At 59.1% G+C, this 22,839-nt stretch carries 18 protein-coding genes and 1 pseudogene; 4 read left to right on the top strand and 15 right to left on the bottom strand.

The features are described 5' to 3' along the window. Position 1: 1 nt before the first annotated feature. The 6 genes from BLV61_RS29305 to tpx all read right to left on the bottom strand — a co-directional run bounded on the left by BLV61_RS29305 (position 2) and on the right by tpx (position 12,051). The gene (locus BLV61_RS29305) at positions 2–2,083 is read right to left on the bottom strand and encodes a putative bifunctional diguanylate cyclase/phosphodiesterase (RefSeq protein WP_090469372.1); all 2,082 of its coding nucleotides are present in this window, start codon (positions 2,081–2,083) and stop codon (positions 2–4) included. A 289-nt stretch (positions 2,084–2,372) separates the two neighbouring features. After that, the gene (locus tag BLV61_RS29300; RefSeq protein ID WP_090469369.1) at positions 2,373–3,854 is read right to left on the bottom strand and encodes an efflux transporter outer membrane subunit; all 1,482 of its coding nucleotides are present in this window, start codon (positions 3,852–3,854) and stop codon (positions 2,373–2,375) included. Continuing rightward, the gene (locus BLV61_RS29295; protein WP_090469366.1) at positions 3,851–6,958 is read right to left on the bottom strand and encodes an efflux RND transporter permease subunit; all 3,108 of its coding nucleotides are present in this window, start codon (positions 6,956–6,958) and stop codon (positions 3,851–3,853) included. Before BLV61_RS29295 ends, BLV61_RS29300 begins: the two co-directional genes overlap by 4 nt. Then, the gene (locus BLV61_RS29290; protein ID WP_090469363.1) at positions 6,955–10,059 is read right to left on the bottom strand and encodes an MdtB/MuxB family multidrug efflux RND transporter permease subunit; all 3,105 of its coding nucleotides are present in this window, start codon (positions 10,057–10,059) and stop codon (positions 6,955–6,957) included. Before BLV61_RS29290 ends, BLV61_RS29295 begins: the two co-directional genes overlap by 4 nt. Then, positions 10,056–11,372 (bottom strand): MdtA/MuxA family multidrug efflux RND transporter periplasmic adaptor subunit, encoded by a 1,317-nt coding sequence (locus BLV61_RS29285; RefSeq protein WP_047528458.1) that lies wholly within the window; start codon positions 11,370–11,372, stop codon positions 10,056–10,058. The genes BLV61_RS29290 and BLV61_RS29285 overlap by 4 nt, the downstream gene beginning before the upstream one ends. 178 nt (positions 11,373–11,550) lie before the next feature. Continuing rightward, on the bottom strand, positions 11,551–12,051 hold the full coding sequence (tpx, locus tag BLV61_RS29280) for a thiol peroxidase (protein ID WP_090469360.1): 501 nt from the start codon (positions 12,049–12,051) through the stop codon (positions 11,551–11,553). Positions 12,052–12,374: 323 nt separating this feature from the next. Between tpx and BLV61_RS29275 the strand changes: the two genes are divergently transcribed. Continuing rightward, positions 12,375–12,797, top strand: coding sequence for a YciI family protein (locus BLV61_RS29275; protein ID WP_090469358.1), 423 nt, complete (start codon positions 12,375–12,377; stop codon positions 12,795–12,797). Between the two features lie 95 nt (positions 12,798–12,892). Here the strand turns inward: BLV61_RS29275 and BLV61_RS29270 are convergent, their stop codons facing one another. The 7 genes from BLV61_RS29270 to BLV61_RS29245 all read right to left on the bottom strand — a co-directional run bounded on the left by BLV61_RS29270 (position 12,893) and on the right by BLV61_RS29245 (position 15,624). Beyond that, positions 12,893–13,510, bottom strand: a complete 618-nt coding sequence (locus BLV61_RS29270; RefSeq protein WP_167361819.1) for an S-type pyocin domain-containing protein — start codon at positions 13,508–13,510, stop codon at positions 12,893–12,895. Between the two features lie 7 nt (positions 13,511–13,517). Next, positions 13,518–13,796, bottom strand: coding sequence for a bacteriocin immunity protein (locus BLV61_RS29265; RefSeq protein WP_090469353.1), 279 nt, complete (start codon positions 13,794–13,796; stop codon positions 13,518–13,520). Next, a complete protein-coding gene (locus tag BLV61_RS31965) occupies positions 13,783–14,043 on the bottom strand; it encodes an HNH endonuclease signature motif containing protein (protein ID WP_341865094.1) in 261 nt (86 codons plus the stop codon). Before BLV61_RS31965 ends, BLV61_RS29265 begins: the two co-directional genes overlap by 14 nt. A gap of 14 nt (positions 14,044–14,057) precedes the next feature. Continuing rightward, positions 14,058–14,333: a bacteriocin immunity protein gene (locus tag BLV61_RS29255; RefSeq protein WP_090470042.1), complete on the bottom strand. Its 276-nt coding sequence runs from the start codon at positions 14,331–14,333 to the stop codon at positions 14,058–14,060. Continuing rightward, positions 14,323–14,424 carry a hypothetical protein gene (locus BLV61_RS31960; protein ID WP_341865097.1) on the bottom strand — a complete coding sequence of 34 codons (102 nt, stop codon included), beginning with the start codon at positions 14,422–14,424 and terminating at the stop codon, positions 14,323–14,325. The genes BLV61_RS29255 and BLV61_RS31960 overlap by 11 nt, the downstream gene beginning before the upstream one ends. A gap of 66 nt (positions 14,425–14,490) precedes the next feature. Beyond that, a complete protein-coding gene (locus BLV61_RS29250; protein WP_244159944.1) occupies positions 14,491–14,796 on the bottom strand; it encodes a bacteriocin immunity protein in 306 nt (101 codons plus the stop codon). A 351-nt stretch (positions 14,797–15,147) separates the two neighbouring features. Continuing rightward, positions 15,148–15,624, bottom strand: a complete 477-nt coding sequence (locus BLV61_RS29245; protein WP_090469347.1) for a DUF6392 family protein — start codon at positions 15,622–15,624, stop codon at positions 15,148–15,150. A gap of 572 nt (positions 15,625–16,196) precedes the next feature. Between BLV61_RS29245 and BLV61_RS32255 the strand changes: the two are divergent. From BLV61_RS32255 to BLV61_RS29230, 3 genes and pseudogenes are all read left to right on the top strand, one after another. Then, positions 16,197–16,319, top strand: a pseudogene (locus BLV61_RS32255) (DUF6124 family protein); the annotation flags it as partial. A 391-nt stretch (positions 16,320–16,710) separates the two neighbouring features. Then, a complete protein-coding gene (locus BLV61_RS29235; protein ID WP_090469344.1) occupies positions 16,711–17,739 on the top strand; it encodes an HAD family hydrolase in 1,029 nt (342 codons plus the stop codon). Positions 17,740–17,975: 236 nt separating this feature from the next. Beyond that, on the top strand, positions 17,976–20,342 hold the full coding sequence (locus BLV61_RS29230; RefSeq protein WP_090469341.1) for a tetratricopeptide repeat protein: 2,367 nt from the start codon (positions 17,976–17,978) through the stop codon (positions 20,340–20,342). Between the two features lie 148 nt (positions 20,343–20,490). On the opposite strand, the gene BLV61_RS29225 is transcribed toward BLV61_RS29230, so the two are convergent. Both BLV61_RS29225 and BLV61_RS29220 read right to left on the bottom strand, forming a co-directional pair. Continuing rightward, positions 20,491–20,970 (bottom strand): DUF934 domain-containing protein, encoded by a 480-nt coding sequence (locus BLV61_RS29225; RefSeq protein ID WP_090469339.1) that lies wholly within the window; start codon positions 20,968–20,970, stop codon positions 20,491–20,493. Then, positions 20,967–22,640, bottom strand: a complete 1,674-nt coding sequence (locus BLV61_RS29220) for a nitrite/sulfite reductase (protein WP_090469335.1) — start codon at positions 22,638–22,640, stop codon at positions 20,967–20,969. The genes BLV61_RS29225 and BLV61_RS29220 overlap by 4 nt, the downstream gene beginning before the upstream one ends. Between the last annotated feature and the right edge of the window lie 199 nt (positions 22,641–22,839).

Genomic DNA, 22,839 nt, shown 5'->3' with positions numbered 1-22,839 from the left:
ATCAGACGACGGCCAATTGCTCCGAACGGTGAATTTCCAGGATGAAACGCTCGGCCGGCAATGGATGCCCGAGCAGGTAACCCTGCAATGAGTCGCAACCGAGTTGGGTCAGGAAGTCCTGTTGCATCCCGGTTTCCACGCCTTCGGCGACGATCCGCAAGCCCAGCGCCTGGCCCAGGGCGACAATGGCGGAAACGATGGCGGCGTCGTCGCTGTCACGCTCCAGATCCCGCACAAAACCGCGGTCGATCTTCAGTTCGTTGGCCGGCAGACGCTTGAGATACATCAAGCTGGAATAGCCGGTGCCGAAATCATCGATGGACAGGTCAACGCCCATGTCCGACAGCAACTGGAGCACCGTCATGCTCGCATCGGCATCGCTCATGGCCGTGGTTTCAGTAATTTCCAGGGTCAGGCTGTTGGCCGGCAGTTGGTGCGTGGTCAGCGCCTTGGCGACACTCTGTACCAGGCCGACATGGCAGAACTGCATGGCGGAAAGGTTCACTGCGATGCGCCAGTCGGTGTAGCCGAGCACGTACCACTCACGCATCTGGCGGCAGGCTTCATTGAGCACCCAGTCGCCAATCGGAATGATCAGCCCGGTCTTTTCGGCGAGTTGGATGAACTTGTCCGGCAGCAACATGCCTTGCGTCGGGTGCTGCCAGCGCAACAACGCCTCGGCACCGACCGGCCGACCCGTGCCGGCGTCGAACTTGGGCTGGTAGTGAAGGCTGAATTCGTTCCGGTCCAGCGCGTTGCGCAGGTCTTGCAGCAGTTGCAGCTGCTTGCGCGCGTTGCTGTTCATCGAGGCATCGAAAAAGCTGTAACCGTTTTTGCCTGTGCCCTTGGCGTGATACATCGCCGCATCGGCATTCATCAGCAACTCATGGACGGTCTGGCCATTGCCCGGATAGAGCGCAATGCCGATGCTGGCAGAGATCTGCAAGTCATGTTCGGCGACCCGGAACGAACGGGCGATCAATCCGACCTGGCGCGCCGCCAGGCCCATGGCGTCGATCTGCTCACCCAGTTGTATCAGCAGCACGAACTCATCGCCGCCGATTCGCGCCAGGGTGTCCTGACTACGCAGGTCTTCACGCAAACGCAGGCTGACCTCGCGCAACAACAGGTCACCCATATGATGACCAAAGGCATCATTGACCGGTTTGAAGCCGTCCAGATCGATGAACATCAACGCAAAACAACCACCCTCGGCGTCCACCCTGGACATCGCCTGTTCGATGCGATCGGCCAGCAGGACCCGATTCGGCAACCCGGTCAGGGTGTCGTGCAGGGCCAGTTGGGTGAGTTCGCGGTTGGCCTCGGTCAGCGACTGGGCAAGGCCGGCGGTGCGGGACTCCAGGCGCGCATCGAGGATCGACGTCAGCAAGGCAATGCTCAACACCGCCAGGGTGGTGATCAGGACGAGGTTGTCCAGGCCTTTGCCATTCAAGCCATTGACGGCAGCGCCGCAAAAGCTGCCATCCGCGAAACGCGCAGCCGCCATGCCGGTGTAATGCATGCCAACGATGGCAATCCCCATGATGACTGCCGCACCGCCGCGGATCAGGCGCACATACGGCGCGTGCTGGCGCAGGCGGAACGCGATCCATAGCGCCGCGCCGGAGGCGCCCGCCGCGATCAGCAGCGATGCACTGAACAGCGTCGGGTCGTAATCGATACCAGGCTGCATGCGCATGGCCGCCATGCCGGTGTAATGCATGGCACTGATCCCGGTCCCCATCGCCAGTGCGCCGAAAGCCAATTGCCAGGCCGGCAGTTGCGGCTGACTGACCAGCCACAGGGCAAAGCCGCAAGACAGGATGCCGATCAACAGCGACAACAGCGTCAAGGTGAGGTCGTAGCCCAGGTCGATGGGCAACTTGAACGCGAGCATGCCGATGAAATGCATCGACCACACGCCAATGCCCATGGCAAAAGCACCACCCGCCGTCCATAAATGCACGGCCCGGCCCTTGGCCGTGGCAATGCGTCCGCTCAAGTCGAGGGCCGTGTACGAAGCGAGAATCGCGACACTAAGGGAGATGAAAACCAGGGTGGGGGAATAACTGCCGATAAGCATGAGACTTCTCGCCAACACCCTCCGTAATGGAATTCATTCTCGGCAGGGCAAATCCGGCGATTGTACTGATTCCAATTGAGAACGCACTCACAAAATTAGCAAAAGGCCAGCAGTCCGATGAAACGCTTGTTTTAAGGTTTCACCTTAACTGCGCTCAGCGCCCACAGTGATTGGGTGGGGCGCAGAAACCTGTGGGAGCGAGCCGGGTCCGGGCGGCGTCCCGACGAGGGGGGCAGCCGATTCAAAATGGATGGCGCCTGACACCATGCCGTGGCTGGCAAGCCAGCGCCTACAAATTGTCGCTGACCTGCAGTTGGCCATCCCAGCCGCCACCCAACGCCGCAATCAACTGCACGCTGGCAATCAAACGACTTTGCAGCAGGCTCAGGTTGCTGCGCTCATTGTTCAGGGCCGCCGCCTGGGTCACCACCACATCGATGTACGCGATCAACCCGGCCTTGTATTGGTTCTGGGTCAAACGCAACGACTCACGGGCCGCATCCAGTGCCTGCTGACGCACGACCGCTTCGTCTTGCAGCACCTTGAGTTGAACCAGGTAATTTTCCACTTCACGGAAACCGTCGAGCACCGTCTGGCGGTACTTGGCCACGGTTTCATCGTAGGCCGCTTCGCTGCGGTCCACTTCCGCCGAACGCTGGCCACCGTCGAACAAGGTCATGGCCAGTTGAGGGCCGACCGACCAGAAGCGGTTAGGCAGGCTGATCCAATTGGAGTACGTGCTGCTGCTGTAACCGCCATTCAGGCTCAGCGTCAGGTCCGGGTAATAGGCCGCCTTGGCCACACCGATGTTGGCGTTGGCAGCCATGACCGAACGCTCGGCGGAGGCAATGTCCGGGCGCCGTTCAAGCAATTGCGAAGGCAGGCTCAGTGGCACTTGCGGCAATGCCGGGATGCTGTTGATTTCCACCAGACTGAACTCGGCGGGCGGCAGACCGACGAGTACGGCAATGGCGTTTTCGAACTGGGCGCGCTGCCAGATCAGATCGACCATGTCGGCCTCGGTACCCTTGAGTTGCGTCTGCGCCTGAGCCACCGCGTCCTTGCCGGAAACCCCGGCGCGGTACTGGTTCTCGGTCATTTTCAGCGAACGCTGATAGGCCTCGACGGTCGCTTCCAGCAGACGTTTCTGCTCATCGATCACGCGCAATTGCAGGTAGTTCTGCACCAGTTCCGACTGCTGGCTCAGGCGCATCGCCGCCAGATCGGCAAAACTGGCCTCGGCGTTGGCGGTGTCGGCTTCCAGGCCACGGCGCAGTTTGCCCCAGACATCCGCTTCCCAACTCACGCCCGCCTGGGCGGTGTAGGTGTCGCGAATGCCGCTGGAAGAACTGGTCAGGCTGGAGTTGCTGCTGCCGGTGCCCTGGCTTGAGCGGTTCTTGCCGACGGTCAGGTCCACCGTCGGGAAAAACGCGCCTCGTGCGCTGCGCACCAGGGCCTGGGCCTGGCGATACTGGGCTTCGGACTGGGCCACGGTCTGGTTGGACGCATTGAGTTTCTCGACCAGCCCATTGAGTTGCCGATCACCGTACAACTCCCACCACGCGCCGCGCGCCAGCGAATCGCTGGGATTGGCCTGACGCCAGCCGGCGGCTTCCTTGTACTGCGCAGGCGAGGCGGTTTGCGGGCGCTGGTAATCGGGGCCGACGGCGCAGGCACTGAGCATCGCCACGCACAGCGACAGGCTCAACAAACGCGAGCCTCGAGCCGCGATCATCGGTGCAGTCAGGTTGTAAAGCGAACGGTCAGTCATAGCGGAGTTTCCAGAGCAGCATCGGTACGCACCCCACGCCAATGGTTGAAGCGATGGCGCAGCTTATCGAGATAGAGGTAAACCACCGGGGTGGTGTAAAGGGTCAGTACCTGACTGAAGATCAGCCCGCCGATAATGGTCAGGCCCAGTGGCTGACGCATTTCCGCCCCTTCGGCACGACTGAGCAACAATGGCAAGGCTCCGAGGATCGCCGCCAGTGTAGTCATCAGAATCGGCCGTAAACGTTGCAAACAGGCGTTGCGGATCGACTCCAGCGGCGCCATGCCTTGCTGGCGTTCGAGTTGCAGGGCCAGGTCGATCATCAGGATGGCGTTTTTCTTGACCACGCCGATCAGCAGGAACAGGCCCAGCAACGAGATCAGGCTGAACTCCCCGCCCAGGGCATAGATCGACAGCAACGCGCCGACCCCGGCCGAGGGCAAGGTCGACAGAATGGTCAACGGATGGATGTAGCTTTCATACAGCACACCCAATACCAGGTACACCGCCACCAGCGCGCCAAGGATCATGAACGGCTGGCTCTTCTGGGTGGCGGCAAAGGCATCCGCGGTGCCGGCCATTTTCACGATCACGTCTTCCGGCATCCCCAGCCTGGCAATCGCTCGCTCGATGGCCGCCGTGCCCTGCTCCACCGTGACCCCTTCGGCCATGTCAAAGGAGATGCTTTCGGAAGCGAACTGGCCTTCGTGACTGACCCGGTCATCTTCCAGGCTGTTTTCGTAGTGAGCGATGGTCGACAACGGAATCCGCGCACCCGCAGCGGTAATCACCTGAACCTGCTTGAGGGTGATCGGGTCCTGGGCGTATTTCGGATTGACCTCCATCACCACCTGGTACTGGTTGAGGCTGTCATAGATGGTGGAAATCTGCCGCTGACTGTAGGCGTTGTTCAGCACCGCCGTGACCATATTCATGTCGACCCCCAGGCGTTTGGCCTGGTCGCGGTCGACAATCAAGGTCACTTGTTGGGCGCCACGGCCTTCACGGGCGTCAATCGCGGTCAGCTCCGGCAGGGCCCTCAGCGCCGTGACGACTTTCGGATACCACTCGCGCAACTCGCCAAGATCAGCGCTTTGCAAAATGTAGGAGTACTGCGACGTGGTCTGTTCACGACCACCACCGAATTGCAGGTCCTGGTCGGCCATCAGCATCAGTTGCGCCCCGGCGACCTTGGGCATTTCCTTGCGTAGACGTTCGATGACTTTCTGCGCCGAAATATTGCGTTCCTTGATCGGTTTCAGACGCACCAGCATGAAGGCGTTATTGGTGCCGTTGGTGCCACCGATGAAACCGGCGACGCTTTCCACGGCTTCGTCCTTGAGCACAGCGCGGCGGAAGGTCTCCATTTTCGGCTGCATCACGCTGAACGACAGGCCGTCATCGCCGCGCACAAAACCGATCAACTGGCCGGTGTCCTGTTGCGGCATGAGGGTTTTCGGCACGACCACGTACAGGGCAACGTTGACGCCAACGGTCACCAATAGACTCAACAAGGTCAACCGCCGATGACGCAGCACCCAGTCGAGGCTCGTCGCGTATTTTCCGACCAGCCATTCGTTGGCCTGCCGGCTCCAGCGCTGCAAGCGGTTCTCCTGGCCCGGCACATGGGGCTTGAGCCAGCGCGCGCAAAGCATCGGCGTGAGTGTCAGCGAGACCACCAGCGAGACCACGATCGACGCCGCCAGGGTGATCGAGAACTCGCGAAACAGGCTTTCGATGATCCCGCCCATGAACAGGATCGACAGGAACACCGCCACCAGCGACACGTTCATCGACAGCAGTGTGAAACCGACTTCCTGGGCACCGAGGTACGCGGCCTTCATCGGCGGCACACCTTCGTCGATGTGCCGGGAAATGTTCTCCAGCACCACGATGGCATCGTCCACCACCAACCCGGTGGCCAGAATCAGCGCCATCAGCGACAGGTTGTTCAACGAGAAGCCATAGAGGTACATCACCGCGAAGGTGCCGACCAGTGACACCGGCACCGCCAGCGTCGGAATCAGCGACGCACGAAAGTTACCGAGAAACAGGAACACCACCAGAATCACCAGGGCCACGGCGATCAACAGGGTCATTTCCGCTTCGTGCAGTGTGGCCTTGATCACCGGCGAGCGGTCCATGGCCAGGTTCAGTTTGACGCTGGCCGGAAGCACCGCCTGCAACGCCGGCAATTGGGCCTTGATCTCGTTGACCGTCTCGATGATGTTGGCGCCGGCCTGCCGGTTGATGACCAGCAATACCGCCGAATCGTTGTTGAAGAACCCGCTGTTGTAGCGGTCTTCGACGCCGTCGCTGACCTTGGCCACATCCTTCAGGCGCAAGGCTGCACCGTCGGCGTAGTGAATGATCAGCGATTCGTAGTCCTTGGCTTTCTCCAGTTGATCGTTGGCCTGGACCTGCCACAGGCGCTGGCTGTCCTCCACCGAGCCCTTGGGCCGGCGCACGTTGGCATTAGCGATGGTGTTGCGCACATCGTCCAGCGCCACGCCGTACTGATTGAGCGCCTGGGGTTCGAGTTCGATGCGCACCGCCGGCAGCGAACTGCCGCCGATCTGGACCTCGCCGACCCCCTGCACCTGGGACAGGCTCTGGGACAGGATGGTCGAAGCCAGGTCGTAGAGCTGGCCCTTTTCCAGCACGTCCGAGGTCAGCGACAGCACCATGATCGGCGCTTGGGACGGGTTGACCTTCTTGTAGGTCGGCATGCTGCGCATACCGCTGGGCAACAAGTTACGCGAGGCGTTGATCGCCGCCTGCACCTCCCGCGCCGCGCCGTTGATGTCGCGGTCGAGGTCGAATTGCAGGATCACCCGTGTCGAGCCCTGGCTGGAGCGACTGCTCATGGTGTTGACCCCGGCGATGGCGCCGAAGGAACGCTCAAGCGGCGTGGCCACGGTGGACGCCATGACCTCCGGGCTTGCACCAGGCAGGCTGGCCTGCACCACGATCACCGGAAAGTCCATTTGTGGCAGCGGAGACACCGGCAACAGGCCGAAGCTGACACCGCCCAGCAGCATGATCGCCAGGCTCAGCAACATGGTCGCGACCGGACGCTTGATGAAAGGACCGGAAAGGTTCATGGCTGCTCTACCGCTTCCACGGATTCAGGCTTGCGGCCCCAGCGCCGACCCAGGCGATCGAAGTACAGGTAGATTACCGGCGTGGTGAACAGCGTCAGCACCTGACTGACCAGCAAACCGCCCACCATCACCAGGCCTAGCGGCTGGCGCAATTCCGCCCCCGAACCGGTGGCCAACATCAGGGGCACCGCACCAAACAGGGCCGCCAGGGTGGTCATCAGGATAGGCCGGAAGCGCAGCAAGGCCGCTTGATAGATCGCCGTTTCCGGGTCCATGCCCTGATTACGCTCGGCGTCCAGGGCGAAGTCGATCATCATGATCGCGTTCTTCTTCACGATGCCGATCAGCAGGATGATGCCGATGATCGCGATCATGCCCAGGTCATTGCCGCTGAGGATCAACGCCAGTAACGCGCCGACCGCCGCCGAGGGCAAGGTCGAGAGAATGGTAATGGGGTGAATGTAGCTTTCGTACAGCACGCCCAACACGATGTACATGGTCACGACCGCCGCCAGAATCAGCAGCAAGGTACTCGACAGCGACGCCTGGAAAGCCTGGGCCGCGCCTTGGAACTGGGTCTGCACGCCAATCGGCATGCCGATGTCCTTCTGCACCTGTTCGATGATCTGCACCGCATGCCCCAGCGCCACGCCGGGCGCGAGGTTGAACGACATCATCACCGCCGGGAACTGGCCGATATGGGTGATCGCCAGTTGCGCCTGTCGCTCTTCGATGTGCGCCAGGCTGGACAAACGCACCTGACCGCCATCGGTGGTCTTGACGTGGATCTGCTGCAGCGCCTGCGGGCCGATCTTCTCCCCGGACTGCGATTGCAGCACCACACGGTATTGGCTGGCCTGGGTATAGATGGTGGAAATCTGCCGCTGGCCGAAGGCGTCGTACAGTGCATCGGTGATGTTCGACACCGAGACCCCAACCCGCGACGCCGCATCCCGGTCGATCACCATATAGACCTGCAAGCCCTTGTCCTGCAGATCACTGGCGACGTCTGTCAGCTCCGGCCGTTGCGCCAGGGCCTCGACCAGCCGCCCGCTCCACAGGCTGAGCAGTTCGGAGTCCGGCGACGACATGCTGAACTGATATTGCGTCCGGCTGACACGATCCTCGATGGTCAAATCCTGCACCGGCTGCATGAACAGGCGAATGCCGACCAGTTTGTCCAGTTCCGGTTGCAGCCGGGCAATCACTGCCATTGCGCTCAGGTCGCGCTCGCTGTGGGACTTGAGATTGATCAGCAACCGACCGCTGTTGAGCGTCGAGTTGTCGCCATCGACGCCGATATAGGACGACAGGCTTTCAACCGCCGGATCGGCCAGGATCACCTTGGCCAGTTCCTGTTGACGTTCGCTCATCGCGGCAAAGGAAATCGACTGCGGCGCCTCGGAAATCCCCTGGATCACCCCGGTGTCCTGTACCGGAAAGAAACCCTTGGGCACGACCATGTACAGCACTACCGTCAGCGCCAGGGTGGCGATGGCCACCAACAGGGTCAGCGGCTGGTGCTTGAGCACCCACTGCAATTTGCGCCCGTAGGCCGCGATCATCCAGTCGATGAACGCGCCACTGGCGCGATAGAAACGGCCTTGTTCTTCTTCCCTGGGTTCCCGCTTGAGCAGTCGCGCGCACATCATCGGCGTCAGGGTCAGGGACACCACCAGGGAAATCAGGATCGCCACCGACAGGGTGATGGCGAACTCGCGGAACAACCGCCCCACCACGTCCGCCATGAACAGCAGCGGGATCAACACCGCGATCAACGACAGGGTCAGGGAAATCAGGGTGAAGCCGATCTGCTTGGCGCCCTTGAGCGCCGCATTCAGCGGACTGTCGCCCTCTTCGATAAATCGGGAAATGTTCTCCAGCATGACGATCGCATCGTCCACCACGAAACCGGTGGCGATGGTCAGGGCCATCAGGGTCAGGTTGTTGACGGAGAAGCCCGCGAGGTACATCACGCCAAAGGTGCCGATCAGCGACAGCGGCACGGCCACCGACGGAATAATCGTGGCGCTTGCGCGACGCAGGAACAGGAACGTCACCATCACCACCAGCGCGATGGCGATCAGCAACTCGTGCTGCACGTCCTTGACCGAGGCACGGATGGTCTGGGTACGGTCAGTCAGCACGGTCACATCAAGGCCGGCCGGCAGGTTGTCGGTGATGCTCGGCAACAAGGCCTTGATCCGGTCAACCACCTCGATGACGTTGGCCCCGGGCTGGCGCTGGATATTCAGCAGCACCGCCTGGTTTTCGTTGGCCCACGCCGCCAGGCGTTCGTTCTCGGCACCGTCGACGATCTCGGCCACGTCCTTGAGACGCAATGGCGCGCCGTTGGCGTAAGCCAGGATCAGGTTGGCGTAGTCCTTGGGCGACGTCAGTTGATCGTTTGCATCGAGCATCGAAACCCGGGTCGGGCCATCGAAGTTGCCCTTGGGCTGGTTGACGTTGGAGGCGCCGATCAGGGTGCGCACGTCCGACAGGTTCAGGCCGTTGGCCGCCAGAGCCTCGGGGTTGACCTTGATCCGTACCGCCTGACGCTGTCCACCGGCGATGCTGACCATGCCGACGCCGCTGATCTGGGCGATCTTCTGTGCCATGCGCGTGTCGACCAGGTCATTGAGTTTGGGCAGCAGCATGGTCTTGGACGTGATGGCCAGGGTCAGTACCGGCGTATCGGCCGGGTTGACTTTGTTGTACACCGGCGGTGCCGGCAGATCCTTGGGCAGCAGGTTGGTCGCGGCGTTGATCGCGGCTTGCACCTGCTGCTCGGCGACGTCCATGTTGATGTCGAGGCTGAAACGCAGGGTCAGCACCGAGGCGCCGCCGGAACTGGTGGACGCCATTTGTGTCAGGCCAGGCATCTGCCCGAACTGCCGTTCAAGTGGTGCGGTCACGGCGCTGGTCATGACGTCCGGGCTGGCGCCGGGATAAAGGGTCATCACGCGGATGGTCGGGTAATCGACCTGGGGCAATGCCGAGACCGGCAACAGCCGATAAGCGATCACGCCGGCCAGAACAATGGCCAGCATGCTCAGGGTGGTCGCTACCGGGCGTAGGATGAACAGCCGCGAGAGATTCATGCGCCGCCCTTTTTCGCCTTGTCGGTGGTCGCCGGCTCAGCGCCGTTTGCCGCCGATTTGCCTTGCAGGTGGCCGGCCGGGCTGGTCGGCACGTCCTCGGGAGTGTTGACCACTTCCACGTCGCTGCCGTCCTTCAGGCGATCGGTGCCCTCCAGCACCACGCGATCACCTGCGGAAAGGCCTTCGGTGACCACGGTGTTCTCACCGTCGCTGGCGCCGATTTTCAATTGGCGAATCTTGACCTTCTTGTCGCCGTCCAGGGCATAGACGAACGTGCCATTGGTGCCGAACTGGATCGCCGCGGAAGGCGCGAGCACCACGTCTTTGAGGGTGTCGGCCAGCAGGCGAACATTGACGAACTGGTTGGGGAACAGCGACTGGTCGCGGTTTTCGTAGCGCGCTTTGAATTTCAGGGTGCCGGTGGTGACGTCGATCTGGTTGTCCAGGCTCTGCAACACGCCGGTGGCCTGCAATTTGGTATCACCGCGATCCCAGGCTTCGGCCGGCAGTTTGGCGCCGCTGCGATAGCGGGCGAGCACGACCTCGAGGCTGTTTTCCGGCAAGGTGAAGGCCACACTGATCGGTTGGGTCTGAGTGATGATCGCCAGCGCCGTGGTGTCGTTGGCCGCTACCAGGTTACCGACATCGAGTTGCCGCAGGCCGACGCGCCCGGCGATCGGTGCACGGATCCGGGTGAATTCGAGATTGAGCTTGGCGTCGTTGACCGCCGCCTGATTGGTCTTGACCGTGCCCTGGAACTGTCCCACCAGCGCTTCGGCGGTGTCCAGGGTTTGCTTGGCGATGCTGTCTTCACGGTACAGGCCACGATAACGCTCGACGTCCACCTGGGCGTTTTTCAATTGAGCCTGGTTCTGCAGCAAGGTGCCTTCGGCCTGGAGCAAGGCGTTCTGGTAGGGGCGCGGGTCGATCTCGGCCAGCAGGTCGCCAGCTTTGACCATCTGCCCTTCTTCGAAATAGATCTTGACCAGCTCACCGCCAACGCGGCTGCGCACGTTGATGGTATTCAGCGCCGTAACGGTACCCAGCGCCTTGTAGTACAGCGGGAAGTCGCCCTTGACCGCAGGAGCCACTCGCACCGGAACCGGCCCGGTCGCACCGCCGAACCCTGGACGCATCGCGCCTGACTTGCCCGTGTGTCCGGCAACGGCTTTTTGCCCCGCAGCGTCTTTCGGCACAGCGCTGCCGGGCCAGAATTTCCAGCACAGACCAGCGATGACCAACAGGACAAGCAGGCCAAACAGCCAGCGACGGGGACTACGGGGGGCGGAGGATTGCATTGAGTGATCAACCATTAGGCGCGTGGGCTTCTTTTACATGAGGCTGAACGATAAGCACTGGTGGGTCTTAAGCAAAGCGCCTTTACCGGCAATTTACTTTCGGCTTACGTATCAGGAGATTTATCCAAGACACTGAAACACAAATGAAAACGGCCTGGGGAGGGCCAGGCCGTTAACAAATGTAAACGCAGGCTTATTTCAGTACAGCAAGTGCCGCTTCGTAGTTCGGTTCTTCAGCGATTTCCTTGACCAGTTCGCTGTGCAGGACGTTGTCGTTCTCGTCCAGCACCACCACGGCACGGGCAGTCAGGCCTTTGAGCGGACCGTCAGCGATGGCAACGCCATAATTCTGAATGAACTCGGCACCGCGCAGGGTCGACAGGTTCTGCACGTTTTCCAGGCCTTCGGCGCCGCAGAAACGGGCCTGGGCGAACGGCAGGTCAGCGGAGATGCACAGCACCACGGTGTTGGCGACGTCATTGGCCTGGGCGTTGAACTTGCGCACGGACGTGGCGCAAGTCGGGGTGTCGACGCTTGGGAAGATGTTCAGCACTTTGCGCTTGCCGGCGAAGTCCTTCAGGGAGACGTCGGACAGATTGCCGGCAACCAGGGAAAAGGCTGGCGCCTTGGAACCGGCTTGAGGCAGTTGGCCGTTGACTTGAACCGGGTTGCCTTTAAGTGTGACTTGAGCCATGAACGGAGTCCTTCTGAACGTTGTGGTAGAGAAATTTGAAGAGGTCGAAGTTAACCACGAAATTGTCGGACGACCTACTCTGGATACAATTTGTGAACAGTCGTCGAGCAATCTGAAATCCGGCGCTTGCACAATCACCACAAAACCCTGTGGGAGCGGGGCTTGCCCGCCCCAATAAGCAATCGCCCTCCCCAGCCGCCCCCGGACTCATTAAGAAATACGAGCATCGAGTTCGTAGGCGATTTATTTTGCAACAGTGTCGATTTGGCCCTCCGCCGTACGACTATAAATTGACTCACTCAAAACCAGCGGAGATCGAAACCATGCGATTCATGATCATCATCAAAGCCAGTCAGGACTCCGAAGCCGGCGTCATGCCCAGAAACGAATTGCTGACCGCCATGGGCAATTACAACGAAGAACTGGCCAAGGCCGGCATCCTCGTCGCGGGCGAAGGCCTGCACCCCAGCTGCAAAGGCGCACGCGTGCGCTTCTCGGGCGACAAGCGCACGGTGATCGACGGGCCCTTCGCCGAAACCAAGGAACTGATCGCCGGCTACTGGCTGTGGCAGGTGAAATCCAAAGAAGAGGCCATCGAGTGGGTCAAGCGCTGCCCTAATCCGATGCCCGGCACTGAAGCCGAGATCGAAATCCGCCAGGTGTTCGAGATGGAGGATTTCGGCGAAGAGTTCACGCCGGAACTGCGTGAGCAGGAAGCGCGGGCGTTTGGGCAGAAGAAGAGCTGAATATTTGTGCCTGAGCAGGTAACGACGATTCGTGCGATCACGTCCCAGGCATTTCCAGCCTCAATGGACGTGATCGAATGTTCGGCGATCACCTGCTAGACGGGATACTCATGTCGGTTTCTAAACATGACATAAAGAGGATCCAGCTCTGACGCGGTAGGGAAAACCACAATGTAGTCGTCAAAATGAACACCTTCGTTATTGCTCAAGGGGGTCAGAACCGGGACAGGTGGAGATTCAACAAACAGCAACGAACGTGATTGTTGCCAGTTCCCATGTTCGTTGTTTTCTAGAGAAATCTCGCCGGCCCAGGAAATCGTAACCGGCGCTACGCCATCAGCAGTAAAACTGTACGCGCTCACTCCCTGGCCTGGATATGCCGACCTCACCCGCACTTTGGGAGTTGAGTGTCCAGACAAAGACGCAGTGACGAAAACCTGCGACATGGAACTGACACCCTGCATGCCCAGTAGCTTGGTGCCAGGTGTGGCGGTAATGACGGCGGAACTCATCCTGAATGGGATCTCTATCTCCGCCCTGTTCCGTGCCAGTGCTTGCCAATCTATACCTTCGATAGGCACCAGTTCTGACAACGGCGTGCAAAGGCCATAAATCTGGGCATCCGCACGACTGGAAAAACCGAAATGCAGCACAGGAGCGCACTGGGTGGCGAGTGGAGCACCAGTGGTGTTCTGCCATGAAAATTCAGCCACCGCCGAGTTATTCTGGCTTGAAGCCGGGTTTGTTATTGACGGCACGCCATGCTTTGACTTCTTTCAGGATGCCTTCGGGGCTGTCTTCCAGGCCTTCTCTTGGGTAAAAGATCACATCCGAGCGGTCTGGATGTTCAGTGACTGACTCAAAATGGCTTAAGAGTCTGTCTCGATACTTCTCGAGCGCTCGCCCTTTTAAATTGCTTGTCTGATGAAAAAACTCGCCCAAAAAAGTCAGAAACTCCGCCTCTGTGTAATCCTCGAGTTTTTCTTTAACAAAGATCATTATGGTTACCTTTATGCAGTTTAATATGATGTTTCGGGGTCATTACCAATAAATTATCCAGATCATAAACAGCGCCATCTTTTGAAATTTCAATTTGATGATGGAGCTCGAATGTTTTCCGCCCTCCTATTTGATCAATCCTCGTGGAGTATGGAGCTGAACCAGCTCGCATTCTTTCGAGGTTACCTTTATTAAATTGCTCACTTAGTAATGCGTCGGCCGCAACAGCCTTCCAAGCAGTTGCCATCGTAGAGGTGTGAGTTATTCTGGCTTGAAGCCGGGTTTATTATTGGTGGCACGCCATGCTTTGACTTCCTTAAGGATGCCTTCGGGGCTGTCTTCCTGACCCTCCTTTGGGTAGAAGATGACGTCTGAACGACCTGGGTGCTCTGTAACTTTTTCAAAATGTGTGAGTAGGCGGTCCAAATACGCCTCCAACGCTTTACCGTGCAATCCGTCCGGATAAATGCTGAACCCTCGCAAAAAATCCAAAAACTCCGCTTCGGTGTAATCTTCTAATCTCTGTTTAAAGATCATGATCATTTCTTTCCCTGCATAGCTGTATATGACGTTGTGGTGTCACAACCGAAATATTATCAACCCCATAAACATCGCCACCCATCGAAATTTCGACATTATAATAAAGTTAAAACATTTTACGTCCGCCACTTTGATCAGCGAATCGTGGGTACGGTCAAAGGTCCTCGCGCATCCGCCTTAGGTTGTTATCAGACTTGAAACCGGGTTTGTTATTGGCGGCACGCCATTCCTTAATAACCCTTAGGACATCCTCAGGTGTACTCACGCATCCTTCCTTAGGATAAAAAATCACATCAGATCGATCTGGATGTTCAGTCACTAACTCGAAATGCTGAATACCCTTTGCGATAAAATTATCAAACGCTTCTGCAGACAAGTTGTCTCGCTCCTCATAAAGGCCGCGCAAGAACTCCAAAAATTCAGATTCTGTGTAGCCTTCGAATTTCTCTTTGAAAATCATGATTAATTTCCTTATCCATGAAAATCAACGTACTGCCTTGACATCATTACAATCAAATTTTCCGTTACGAAAACTCCGCTTCGCTGGGCTACCTCTACGAAATGGCGAGTTTCGACTTTAATTCGCACTCAATTTCTTTCCGATAATGAAGCGCGCTCAAAAAACCACAAACCTGAAACACCAACACCATTCTCCTCCTTATCAACAGCCGCAATCATCTCGATTAGCGGCAGAATCGAAATAGCCGGACACGGAAAACAACGTTATATTTTGGCGAACTTATACTTATCAAGCTCGCAATTTACAACCCTGAAAAACCGCCCACAAAGCTCAGCCGTTACAGCAAGATTTTTAATCATGACCTTTATCGATCAATGCAAAGACCAAAGTTTTAACTTCCATTGCCGCTGTATATTGAAATACGACCTTCTTGCCTGGATAAACAACAGGATCCAGCAGATAGGATTCCCATCCACCTGTTTGGCCCATAGGTTCTGGCATTTTGATTGGACCTCTTGATTCCATTGGTTGACCGAAGAGCGCATGCACATCGGACTGGGTCATGGCCATTCTGTAGGGAGCAGGAAGGTCGCCTTTATATTTCACCGTAGCAGGCATTGTTTCCATCAAAGTAAAAAATAAACTATCCAACACTTTAGTTTCATACCAAAACGTCAGCTCTACGCCATCTTCGACCTCAAGATCCAGCCGATCGCACCCAGGATAGAGTTCAACAAGAGATTTGGCAGGAATGATTCCGCTTGCCAGCAACGACTTATACGTTCGACCAACTCCTGCTATCAGCTCCATTACTTTTACCGCATCCATTAGTACCCCCCTGTTGTTTGTGAAGAGCATGTAACCTCTCGCGCCCAATCTCGATGTTGCCTTCGTCGAGTCCAGAGTCAAGTAACCCTGGCTTGATTGCATCAAAATTCTGGTTCACTGCTTGCTTCAGATCAGATACATCTTGAGACCATTTCCGCGTGGTATTACGCCCACCATAGGTTTCACTGTATTTTCTGTGCACCTCAGCAGGTATCGCGATGCTTGGAGCTCGCTCTACATAACCCCGACGTTCACGCGGTGTCATATCGGCAAAGTTTTCTAAAAGGTACTCCTCCAACGCCCTCCGCGAAGGAATATGATCAATATCCAACCCATCTCCCCTGCTCCGACCACTAAGTTCGTTATAGGGGCCGACCTCCAGCGGTTCAACCGGCGGGCCAACAAAAACCAAGCCGGGCGAAGGTAAGTTCCCGTCCCCTGGAAACCCGGAAATACTCGCACCAATCTCCGCTGCATCAACAGCCGGAAACGTCTCGATTGGCGGTAGGACGGGGATGGTCGGGCTGCCGGGATAAACCCGCAGGTACGACGCCAATCCAACCCTCGGCACTGCCAGTGACTTCGCGAGGTATCTGAAGGGGTCCCAGAGCAATACGCTGCTGGGTATTCAACAGTCGATCATACTGAGAGAACTGGCTGTTAACCGGGTGCTGGATAATCTTGTTCCGCGCTGATCACCTCTGACCCTTTGTGACGAGGTGATTGCCTGTCGGGGGCGCGGGCGCCTCCGGAATTGTCGAACCTTTTTCTCGATAAATCGCGTCTACCGCGTTGGGGGGCCGCTCCGCCGCCTAACGGGAGCAAGCCCTCTCACCACAGATCCTTGAAACCCACCTTTTGACTTCACGCAGACGGCAGGTTTCGTCGATTCAGCCCCTACACTCACGTCGAAACGGCCGTCAAATACCCCGTTGTCTATACAAGTCACCTGGAGCGACTAACGATCAAGCTCCGCACCCCAAGCAGGGAATCCTTGACTACGCTCCATAGTCAGGCCGAACGCAGCAAATGAGCTGCCGTTCCCGGACTGCAAACACTCAATCCGGTTCACTCGAAGGAACGCCCATGACGAACCCGATCAGCCACCGCCACTTTCACGGGTTGAAGCTGCTATTAGCCTTGGCTTTAAGCCTGCCACTGCTGGCTCAGGCCGCCGAACCACTGCCCTCCTGGAACGACGGCCCAGCGAAAAAGAACATCATCGAGTTCGTGCAGGCGGTGACCGATCAAGGCAGCAAGGACTTCGTCAAACCCGAGGACCGCATTGCCGTGTTCGATAACGACGGCACCTTGTGGAGCGAGCAGCCGATGTACTTCGAGCTGCTGTTTGCCCTCGAAGAGGTCAAGCGCACCGCGCCACAACACCCGGAGTGGAAAACCACCCAGCCGTTCAAGGCGGTGCTGGAAAACGATCACAAGGCGCTGGCGGCCACCGGCCTGGACGGCATGATGAAGATCTTCGGTGCGACCCACACCGGCATGACCACCGAGGCCTTCGACGACTACGCCAAGACCTGGCTCAGCCAGGCGCGCCATCCGAAAACCGGCAAGCCCTACACCGAGATGATCTTCCAGCCGATGCTGGAAATGCTCGACTACCTGCGTAGCGAAGACTTCAAGACCTACATCGTCTCTGGTGGCGATACCGCTTTCATGCGCGCCTTCGCCGAGAAAGTCTATGGCATTCCGCCCGAGCAAGTGATCGGCACCACCTTCGTCACCGCGTTTCAATACAAGGATGGCCAGGCGTCGATCCTGCGTACGCCAAAACTGGCCCATAACGACGACGGCCCGGGCAAACCGGAAAGCATCGACGCGGTCATCGGCAAGCGGCCGATTCTGGCGTTCGGCAACTCCGACGGCGACCTGCAGATGTTGCAGTGGACCGCCGCCGGGCCGGGCAAACGCTTCATGGGCCTGGTGCATCACACCGACGCCAAGCGCGAGTGGGCCTATGACCGTGAGTCGCAGATCGGCCGCCTGGACAAGGCCCTTGACGAAGCCAACAAACGTGGCTGGACGGTGGTCGACATGGCTACCGAATGGCGTCGGATCTACCCGTTCGATGCCGCCACAACAGAGCAAACGCAATAGATCAACCCGGCTGAGGTGTTCAACAAGGCATAGTCAGACATGGACTATGCCGCCCCATCGAAGAATGAACACCTGCCAGCAGCACCCTATGCAGTTTTCCATTGCCTACGACCTGGGCGCGCCAAAGCTGCATAACCGATCACAAGCGTCATTTGACAGACGCCGGTCATCCGGCAAAGCTGCATCGAGCTGAACGTGCGCCTGACGGCAAACGTACCTGGACCAGGGAAGTCGCAATGCCGAAACATAAAAATAATGCAGCAACCGCAACCCCTGATTCGCAACCGCCCCTGATCAATCGCTACCTGTTTCCCGTCACCATCGGCGTTTTGCTGCTGGCGGTCGCGGGCATCGGCTGGTTTCTGTTCGGCAGCCATCCGGTACCCATGACCTATGCACCGGTCAGCAAGGCCACGGCTGAACCGGCCAAAACACAACCGCAACCCGTTGCCCTGGCGCCGGCCAAGATGGTCGATGAGCAACAATGCCAGGGCTGCCACAGTGCGCAGGTCAAGGACTGGCAAGGCTCCCATCACCAATTGGCGATGCAACCGGCCAATGCCGACACCCTGCTCGGCGACTTCAACAACGTCACCTTCAAGGCGGAAAACGAAACCACCCGCTTTTCGCGCAAGGACGACGGCTTTTGGGTCAACACCCCCGGCAGCGATGGCAAGAACGCCGACTTCAAGGTGGCCTACACCTTCGGCATTGCCCCCTTGCAGCAGTACTTGATCGAGGTCGGCGAAGGTCGACTGCAAGCCCTGGGCGTGGCCTGGGATACCGAGAAGCACCGCTGGTTTCATCTCTATCCGGGCCAGGGCGTGACCTTCAAGGACCCGCTGCACTGGAGCAAACCGAGCCAGAACGCCAACTTCATGTGCATCGAGTGCCACACCACCGGTTTCAAGCGTAATTTCGATGCGGCGAAAAACACCTTCGACAGTCAGTGGAACAGCCTCGGGGTCGGCTGCCAGGCTTGCCACGGCCCGGCCTCGAACCATCTGGAGTGGACCGCGAAGAAGACCGACTTGATCCACGCCGGTTTCGCCGTCGATCTCAAGGACAAGAACGCCACCGTCGAAATCGAAACCTGCGCCCGATGCCACTCGCGCCGCGCGCCCTTGGACGACGGTTATACCGTTGGCAAGCGCCTGATGGATGACTACCTGCCGAGCCCCCTGACCCGCGAGTTGTATGCCTTGGACGGCAAGATCAAGGACGAAGTGTTCGAACACGGTTCGTTCGCCCAGAGCAAGATGTTCGACAAGGGAGTGCGCTGCAGCAATTGCCACAACCCCCACAGCACCGAGCTCAAGGCGCCGGGTAACGGTGTCTGCCTGCAATGTCACAACAGCGCCGGCAAGACGGCGGTGCAAACCGTCGATGGCAAGGGCCTGCAAGCGAAGAACTACGACTCCATCGAACACACCCGCCACACCATGGGCCAACCGGGATCGCAGTGCGTGGATTGCCACATGCCCGGCAAGTTCTACATGGGCAACGACTTCAGGCATGACCACAGCTTCAGCATTCCCAACCCTGAGCGTGCGGCAAGACTCGGCACACCGGACGCCTGCCTGACCTGCCACCAGGGCAAGGCGGGTGAAAAGGTCACCGAGCAGTTCAAGCTGTGGAACACCGCCAACGCCAGCCCCGTCCAGCCCCCTCGCTACGACGAAAGCCTGTGGCTGATTCGCAACGGCCAGCCGGGCGCGGCGCAGGCACTCTACGAGCAACTGCAACGCAGCAACTTGCCGGCGATTCAACGGGCGACCCTGCTCGCCGAGTTGCCGCTGTATCCAAGCAAGCAGACGTTGAAACTGGCGACCAATGACCTGAGCCATCCAGCCCCGCAAGTGCGTGAAAGCGCGGTCCACGCCATCAGTGCGCTCCTGCCGCCCGAGGAACGCGCTGCACTGCTGTCGCCGTTGCTCGGCGATCCGGTGAAAGCCGTGCGCATTGCCGCAGCCCGGGACTTGCTCAGCGTGGCAAACAGCGGTCTGGGCAACGCCCTGGCCAGTTGGGAGGCCGCCATCGCCGAGTACGAAAACGTGCAGAAGAGCCTCGCCGAGCGTGCGGAATCCAACCTCAACCTGGCCATGCTGTATCAGGCCAGCGGACGCAGTGACGAGGTCGAGGGCTTACTGCGAACAGCGCTCAAGCGTGATCCGGGCTTCTACCCGGCCCTGGTGACGCTGGTGCAATGGCTGGAGGCCAAAGGCCGCCGTCAGGAAGCACAGGCGCTCTTGGCGCAGAGCCTGAAAGAGCACCCGGACGCCGCCCTGCTGCAACATACCCAGGGTTTGTCGCTGGTGCGCGCCGGCCAGTCCGCCCAGGCCATGCCGTTCCTGCGCAAGGCCGCGCAACTGGAACCGCAGAGTGCGCAGTTTGGCTATGTGCTGGCCGTGGCACTGCACGACAGCGGCAAAGTCGATGAGGCGTGCGCAGAACTGGAACGGCTGCTGAACGTGCAGCCGGCCAACCGCAATGCGCGCTTGGCGTTGATCCAGTACTACCTGGATAGCGGCCATGGACCCAAGGCGCAGGTGCTGTTGCAGGGTTGGAAGAAAATGAACATGGGCGATCCGGCGTTGAAGTGATTGGGGGCTGATCCAGAGGCCCCTTCGCGGGCAAGCTGAACGGGTCAAGTAATCACGGCCAATGATCAACCTGTGGGAGCTTGCTCGCGATGAGGCCAGTTCAGACAACACTGATGTTGAATGTCAGACCGCGCCCACAGGTTTGGCATCAACGCCGCCGAAACAACGGACGCGGCTCTATCACCGAGCGTCCGTACAGCACGCTCATGCCGGCCAATCCTTTCAATGCATCCTCGGCGGATTTATCCGCCCGCACCGCAAAGCTGTCGAAGCCGCATTGGCGCATGTGGCTGAGCTGGTCGCGAAGCACGTCACCGATGGCACGCAACTCGCCCGTCCAGCCCAATCGAGTGCGCAGCAAGTACGCCTGGCTGTAGCCGCGACCATCGCGAAAATTCGGAAAGTCCACGGCGATCAGCGGCAACTCAGGCAACCACGGCGTGAGGCCCTCCACGTCATCGTCTGGCCCCAGCCACAGCGCGTGTTGCCGCGGGTTTTCCAGCCAACGGGCCAATGGCAGGATCAGCTTGCCCGCCGGCAATGGCGCCTGCAGGTCCCGGACCAGCGTCCATGGATCGTCCTCGATCAGCCGCGCCGCGCCCTCTTGCAGACGCAACAGATTGTTCATGCCGACACCTCCAGCACTTTCGGATAAACCGCCTCTTTGAAGGGTTCCAGGCCGATGCGCTGAAAGGTATCGACGAACACTTCCTCGCTCTCGCGATAACGCACGAAGGTGTCGATGATCTGCTCGATCACCGCGGGCACTTCGGCAGCGCTGAAGGATGGCCCGATGACCTTGCCCAGCGCACTGTTTTTGCCCTGGGCGCCGCCGAGGGTGATCTGGTACCACTCGCTGCCGTTCTTATCGACCCCCAGGATGCCGATATTACCGATGTGATGGTGCCCGCAGGCGTTCATGCAGCCCGAGATATTGAGGCTGATATCACCGAGGTCGTGCAGGTAGTCGAGGTCGTCGAAACGCGCCTGGATGGCTTGGGCGATGGGGATCGACTTGGCGTTGGCCAGTGCGCAGAAATCGCCACCGGGACAGGCGATGATGTCGGTCAACAAGCCGACGTTGGCACTGCCCAGGTTGTGTTCGCACGCCAGGCGCCAGAGCGCGAACAGATCGGCCTTGGGCACGTCCGGCAGGACGATGTTCTGTTCGTGGGCAATACGGATCTCGGCGAACCCGAAGCGCTCGGCCCATTCGGCCACCGCCTCCATCTGTTCGCTGGTGACATCGCCCGGCGGCGCGGCATTGCCGGGTTTGGTCGACAGCACCACGCTGGCGTACCCCGGCACCTTGTGCGCCTGCACATTGCGCTGCACCCAACGCGCGAACGCCGGGTGCTCGCTCAGGTGCGTGCCGAAATCAAGGCTGGTGCCCGCCAGTTCGCGGTACGGCGGCGCGACGAAGGCACTGGCCACGCGCTCATATTCATCTTCGGTCAGCTGTGCCGGACCGTCCCTGAGGTACTCCCATTCCTCCTCGACTTCGCGGGCGAACGCCTCGATACCCAGGGCCTTGACCAGAATCTTGATCCGCGCCTTGTACTTGTTGTCCCGCCGGCCATGGCGGTTATACACCCGCAACACCGCCTCGACGTAGGACAGCAAATGCTGCCACGGCAAGCCTTCGCGGATCTGCAAGCCGAGGATCGGCGTACGTCCCAAGCCCCCGCCGACGATGACCCGTAGGAGCATTTGCCCATCGCTGCCAGGGTAAAGATAGAGGCCGATGTCATGCATCATGATCGCCGCCCGATCCTGCTCGGCCGAGCAGATGGCGATCTTGAACTTGCGTGGCAGGAACAGGAATTCCGGGTTGATGGTCGACCACTGCCGCAGGATTTCCGCCAGCGGGCGCGGGTCGATCATTTCGTCGGCCGCGACCCCGGCAAAAGCTTCGGTGGTGATGTTGCGCACGCAGTTGCCGGACGTCTGGATCGCGTGCATTTCCACCCGGGCCAGGCGTTCGAGGATGTCCGGCACTTCGGCCAGTTCGATCCAGTTGAACTGCATGTTCTGCCGCGTGGTGAAGTGGCCGTAACCACGATCGTAGTCGCGGGCGATGCTCGCCAGCGTGCGCATCTGCCGGGCGCTCAGCGTGCCGTATGGGATGGCCACGCGCAGCATGTAAGCGTGTTTCTGCATGTACAGGCCGTTCTGCAGGCGCAGCGGCAGGAACTCTTCCTCGCTCAGTTCCCCCGCAATGAAGCGTTCGACCTGATCGCGAAACTGCGCCACCCGTTCGAACACCAGCGCCCGGTCATAGTCGTCGTACTGATACATGTGGCTACCTCATCAGGATTTGGCACAAAACCCTGTAGGAGCGAGCCTGCTCGCGAAAAACGAACAGGCAACGGGGGCATCCAGACAGCCCGCGTCATCGTTGACGCCCATCGCGAGCAGGCTCGCTCCTACAGGAGGCAGCACTATGGGCCGGCGCTGATTTTCATTACAGATTCAGATATTGGTTTAAAAGCCGTAT

This window comes from Pseudomonas mohnii, assembly GCF_900105115.1.
Lineage (GTDB): Bacteria > Pseudomonadota > Gammaproteobacteria > Pseudomonadales > Pseudomonadaceae > Aquipseudomonas > Aquipseudomonas mohnii.
The sequence above is the reverse complement of the archived record's forward strand: the minus strand, read 5'-3'. Positions and strand labels throughout refer to the sequence as shown.

Bases quoted from the DNA above. Each gene is read 5' to 3' on its own strand.
- tpx (WP_090469360.1), bottom strand. From the start codon at position 12,051: ATGGCTCAAGTCACACTTAAAGGCAACCCGGTTCAAGTCAACGGCCAA.
- BLV61_RS29300 (WP_090469369.1), bottom strand. From the start codon at position 3,854: ATGACTGACCGTTCGCTTTACAACCTGACTGCACCGATGATCGCGGCT.
- BLV61_RS29290 (WP_090469363.1), bottom strand. From the start codon at position 10,059: ATGAATCTCTCGCGGCTGTTCATCCTACGCCCGGTAGCGACCACCCTG.
- BLV61_RS29235 (WP_090469344.1), top strand. From the start codon at position 16,711: ATGACGAACCCGATCAGCCACCGCCACTTTCACGGGTTGAAGCTGCTA.
- BLV61_RS29220 (WP_090469335.1), bottom strand. From the start codon at position 22,640: ATGTATCAGTACGACGACTATGACCGGGCGCTGGTGTTCGAACGGGTG.
- BLV61_RS29225 (WP_090469339.1), bottom strand. From the start codon at position 20,970: ATGAACAATCTGTTGCGTCTGCAAGAGGGCGCGGCGCGGCTGATCGAG.
- BLV61_RS31965 (WP_341865094.1), bottom strand. From the start codon at position 14,043: ATGGCAACTGCTTGGAAGGCTGTTGCGGCCGACGCATTACTAAGTGAG.
- BLV61_RS29275 (WP_090469358.1), top strand. From the start codon at position 12,375: ATGCGATTCATGATCATCATCAAAGCCAGTCAGGACTCCGAAGCCGGC.
- BLV61_RS29295 (WP_090469366.1), bottom strand. From the start codon at position 6,958: ATGAACCTTTCCGGTCCTTTCATCAAGCGTCCGGTCGCGACCATGTTG.
- BLV61_RS29250 (WP_244159944.1), bottom strand. From the start codon at position 14,796: ATGATTTTCAAAGAGAAATTCGAAGGCTACACAGAATCTGAATTTTTG.
- BLV61_RS29255 (WP_090470042.1), bottom strand. From the start codon at position 14,333: ATGATCTTTAAACAGAGATTAGAAGATTACACCGAAGCGGAGTTTTTG.
- BLV61_RS29230 (WP_090469341.1), top strand. From the start codon at position 17,976: ATGCCGAAACATAAAAATAATGCAGCAACCGCAACCCCTGATTCGCAA.
- BLV61_RS29305 (WP_090469372.1), bottom strand. From the start codon at position 2,083: ATGCTTATCGGCAGTTATTCCCCCACCCTGGTTTTCATCTCCCTTAGT.
- BLV61_RS29245 (WP_090469347.1), bottom strand. From the start codon at position 15,624: ATGGATGCGGTAAAAGTAATGGAGCTGATAGCAGGAGTTGGTCGAACG.
- BLV61_RS29285 (WP_047528458.1), bottom strand. From the start codon at position 11,372: ATGGTTGATCACTCAATGCAATCCTCCGCCCCCCGTAGTCCCCGTCGC.
- BLV61_RS29265 (WP_090469353.1), bottom strand. From the start codon at position 13,796: ATGATCTTTGTTAAAGAAAAACTCGAGGATTACACAGAGGCGGAGTTT.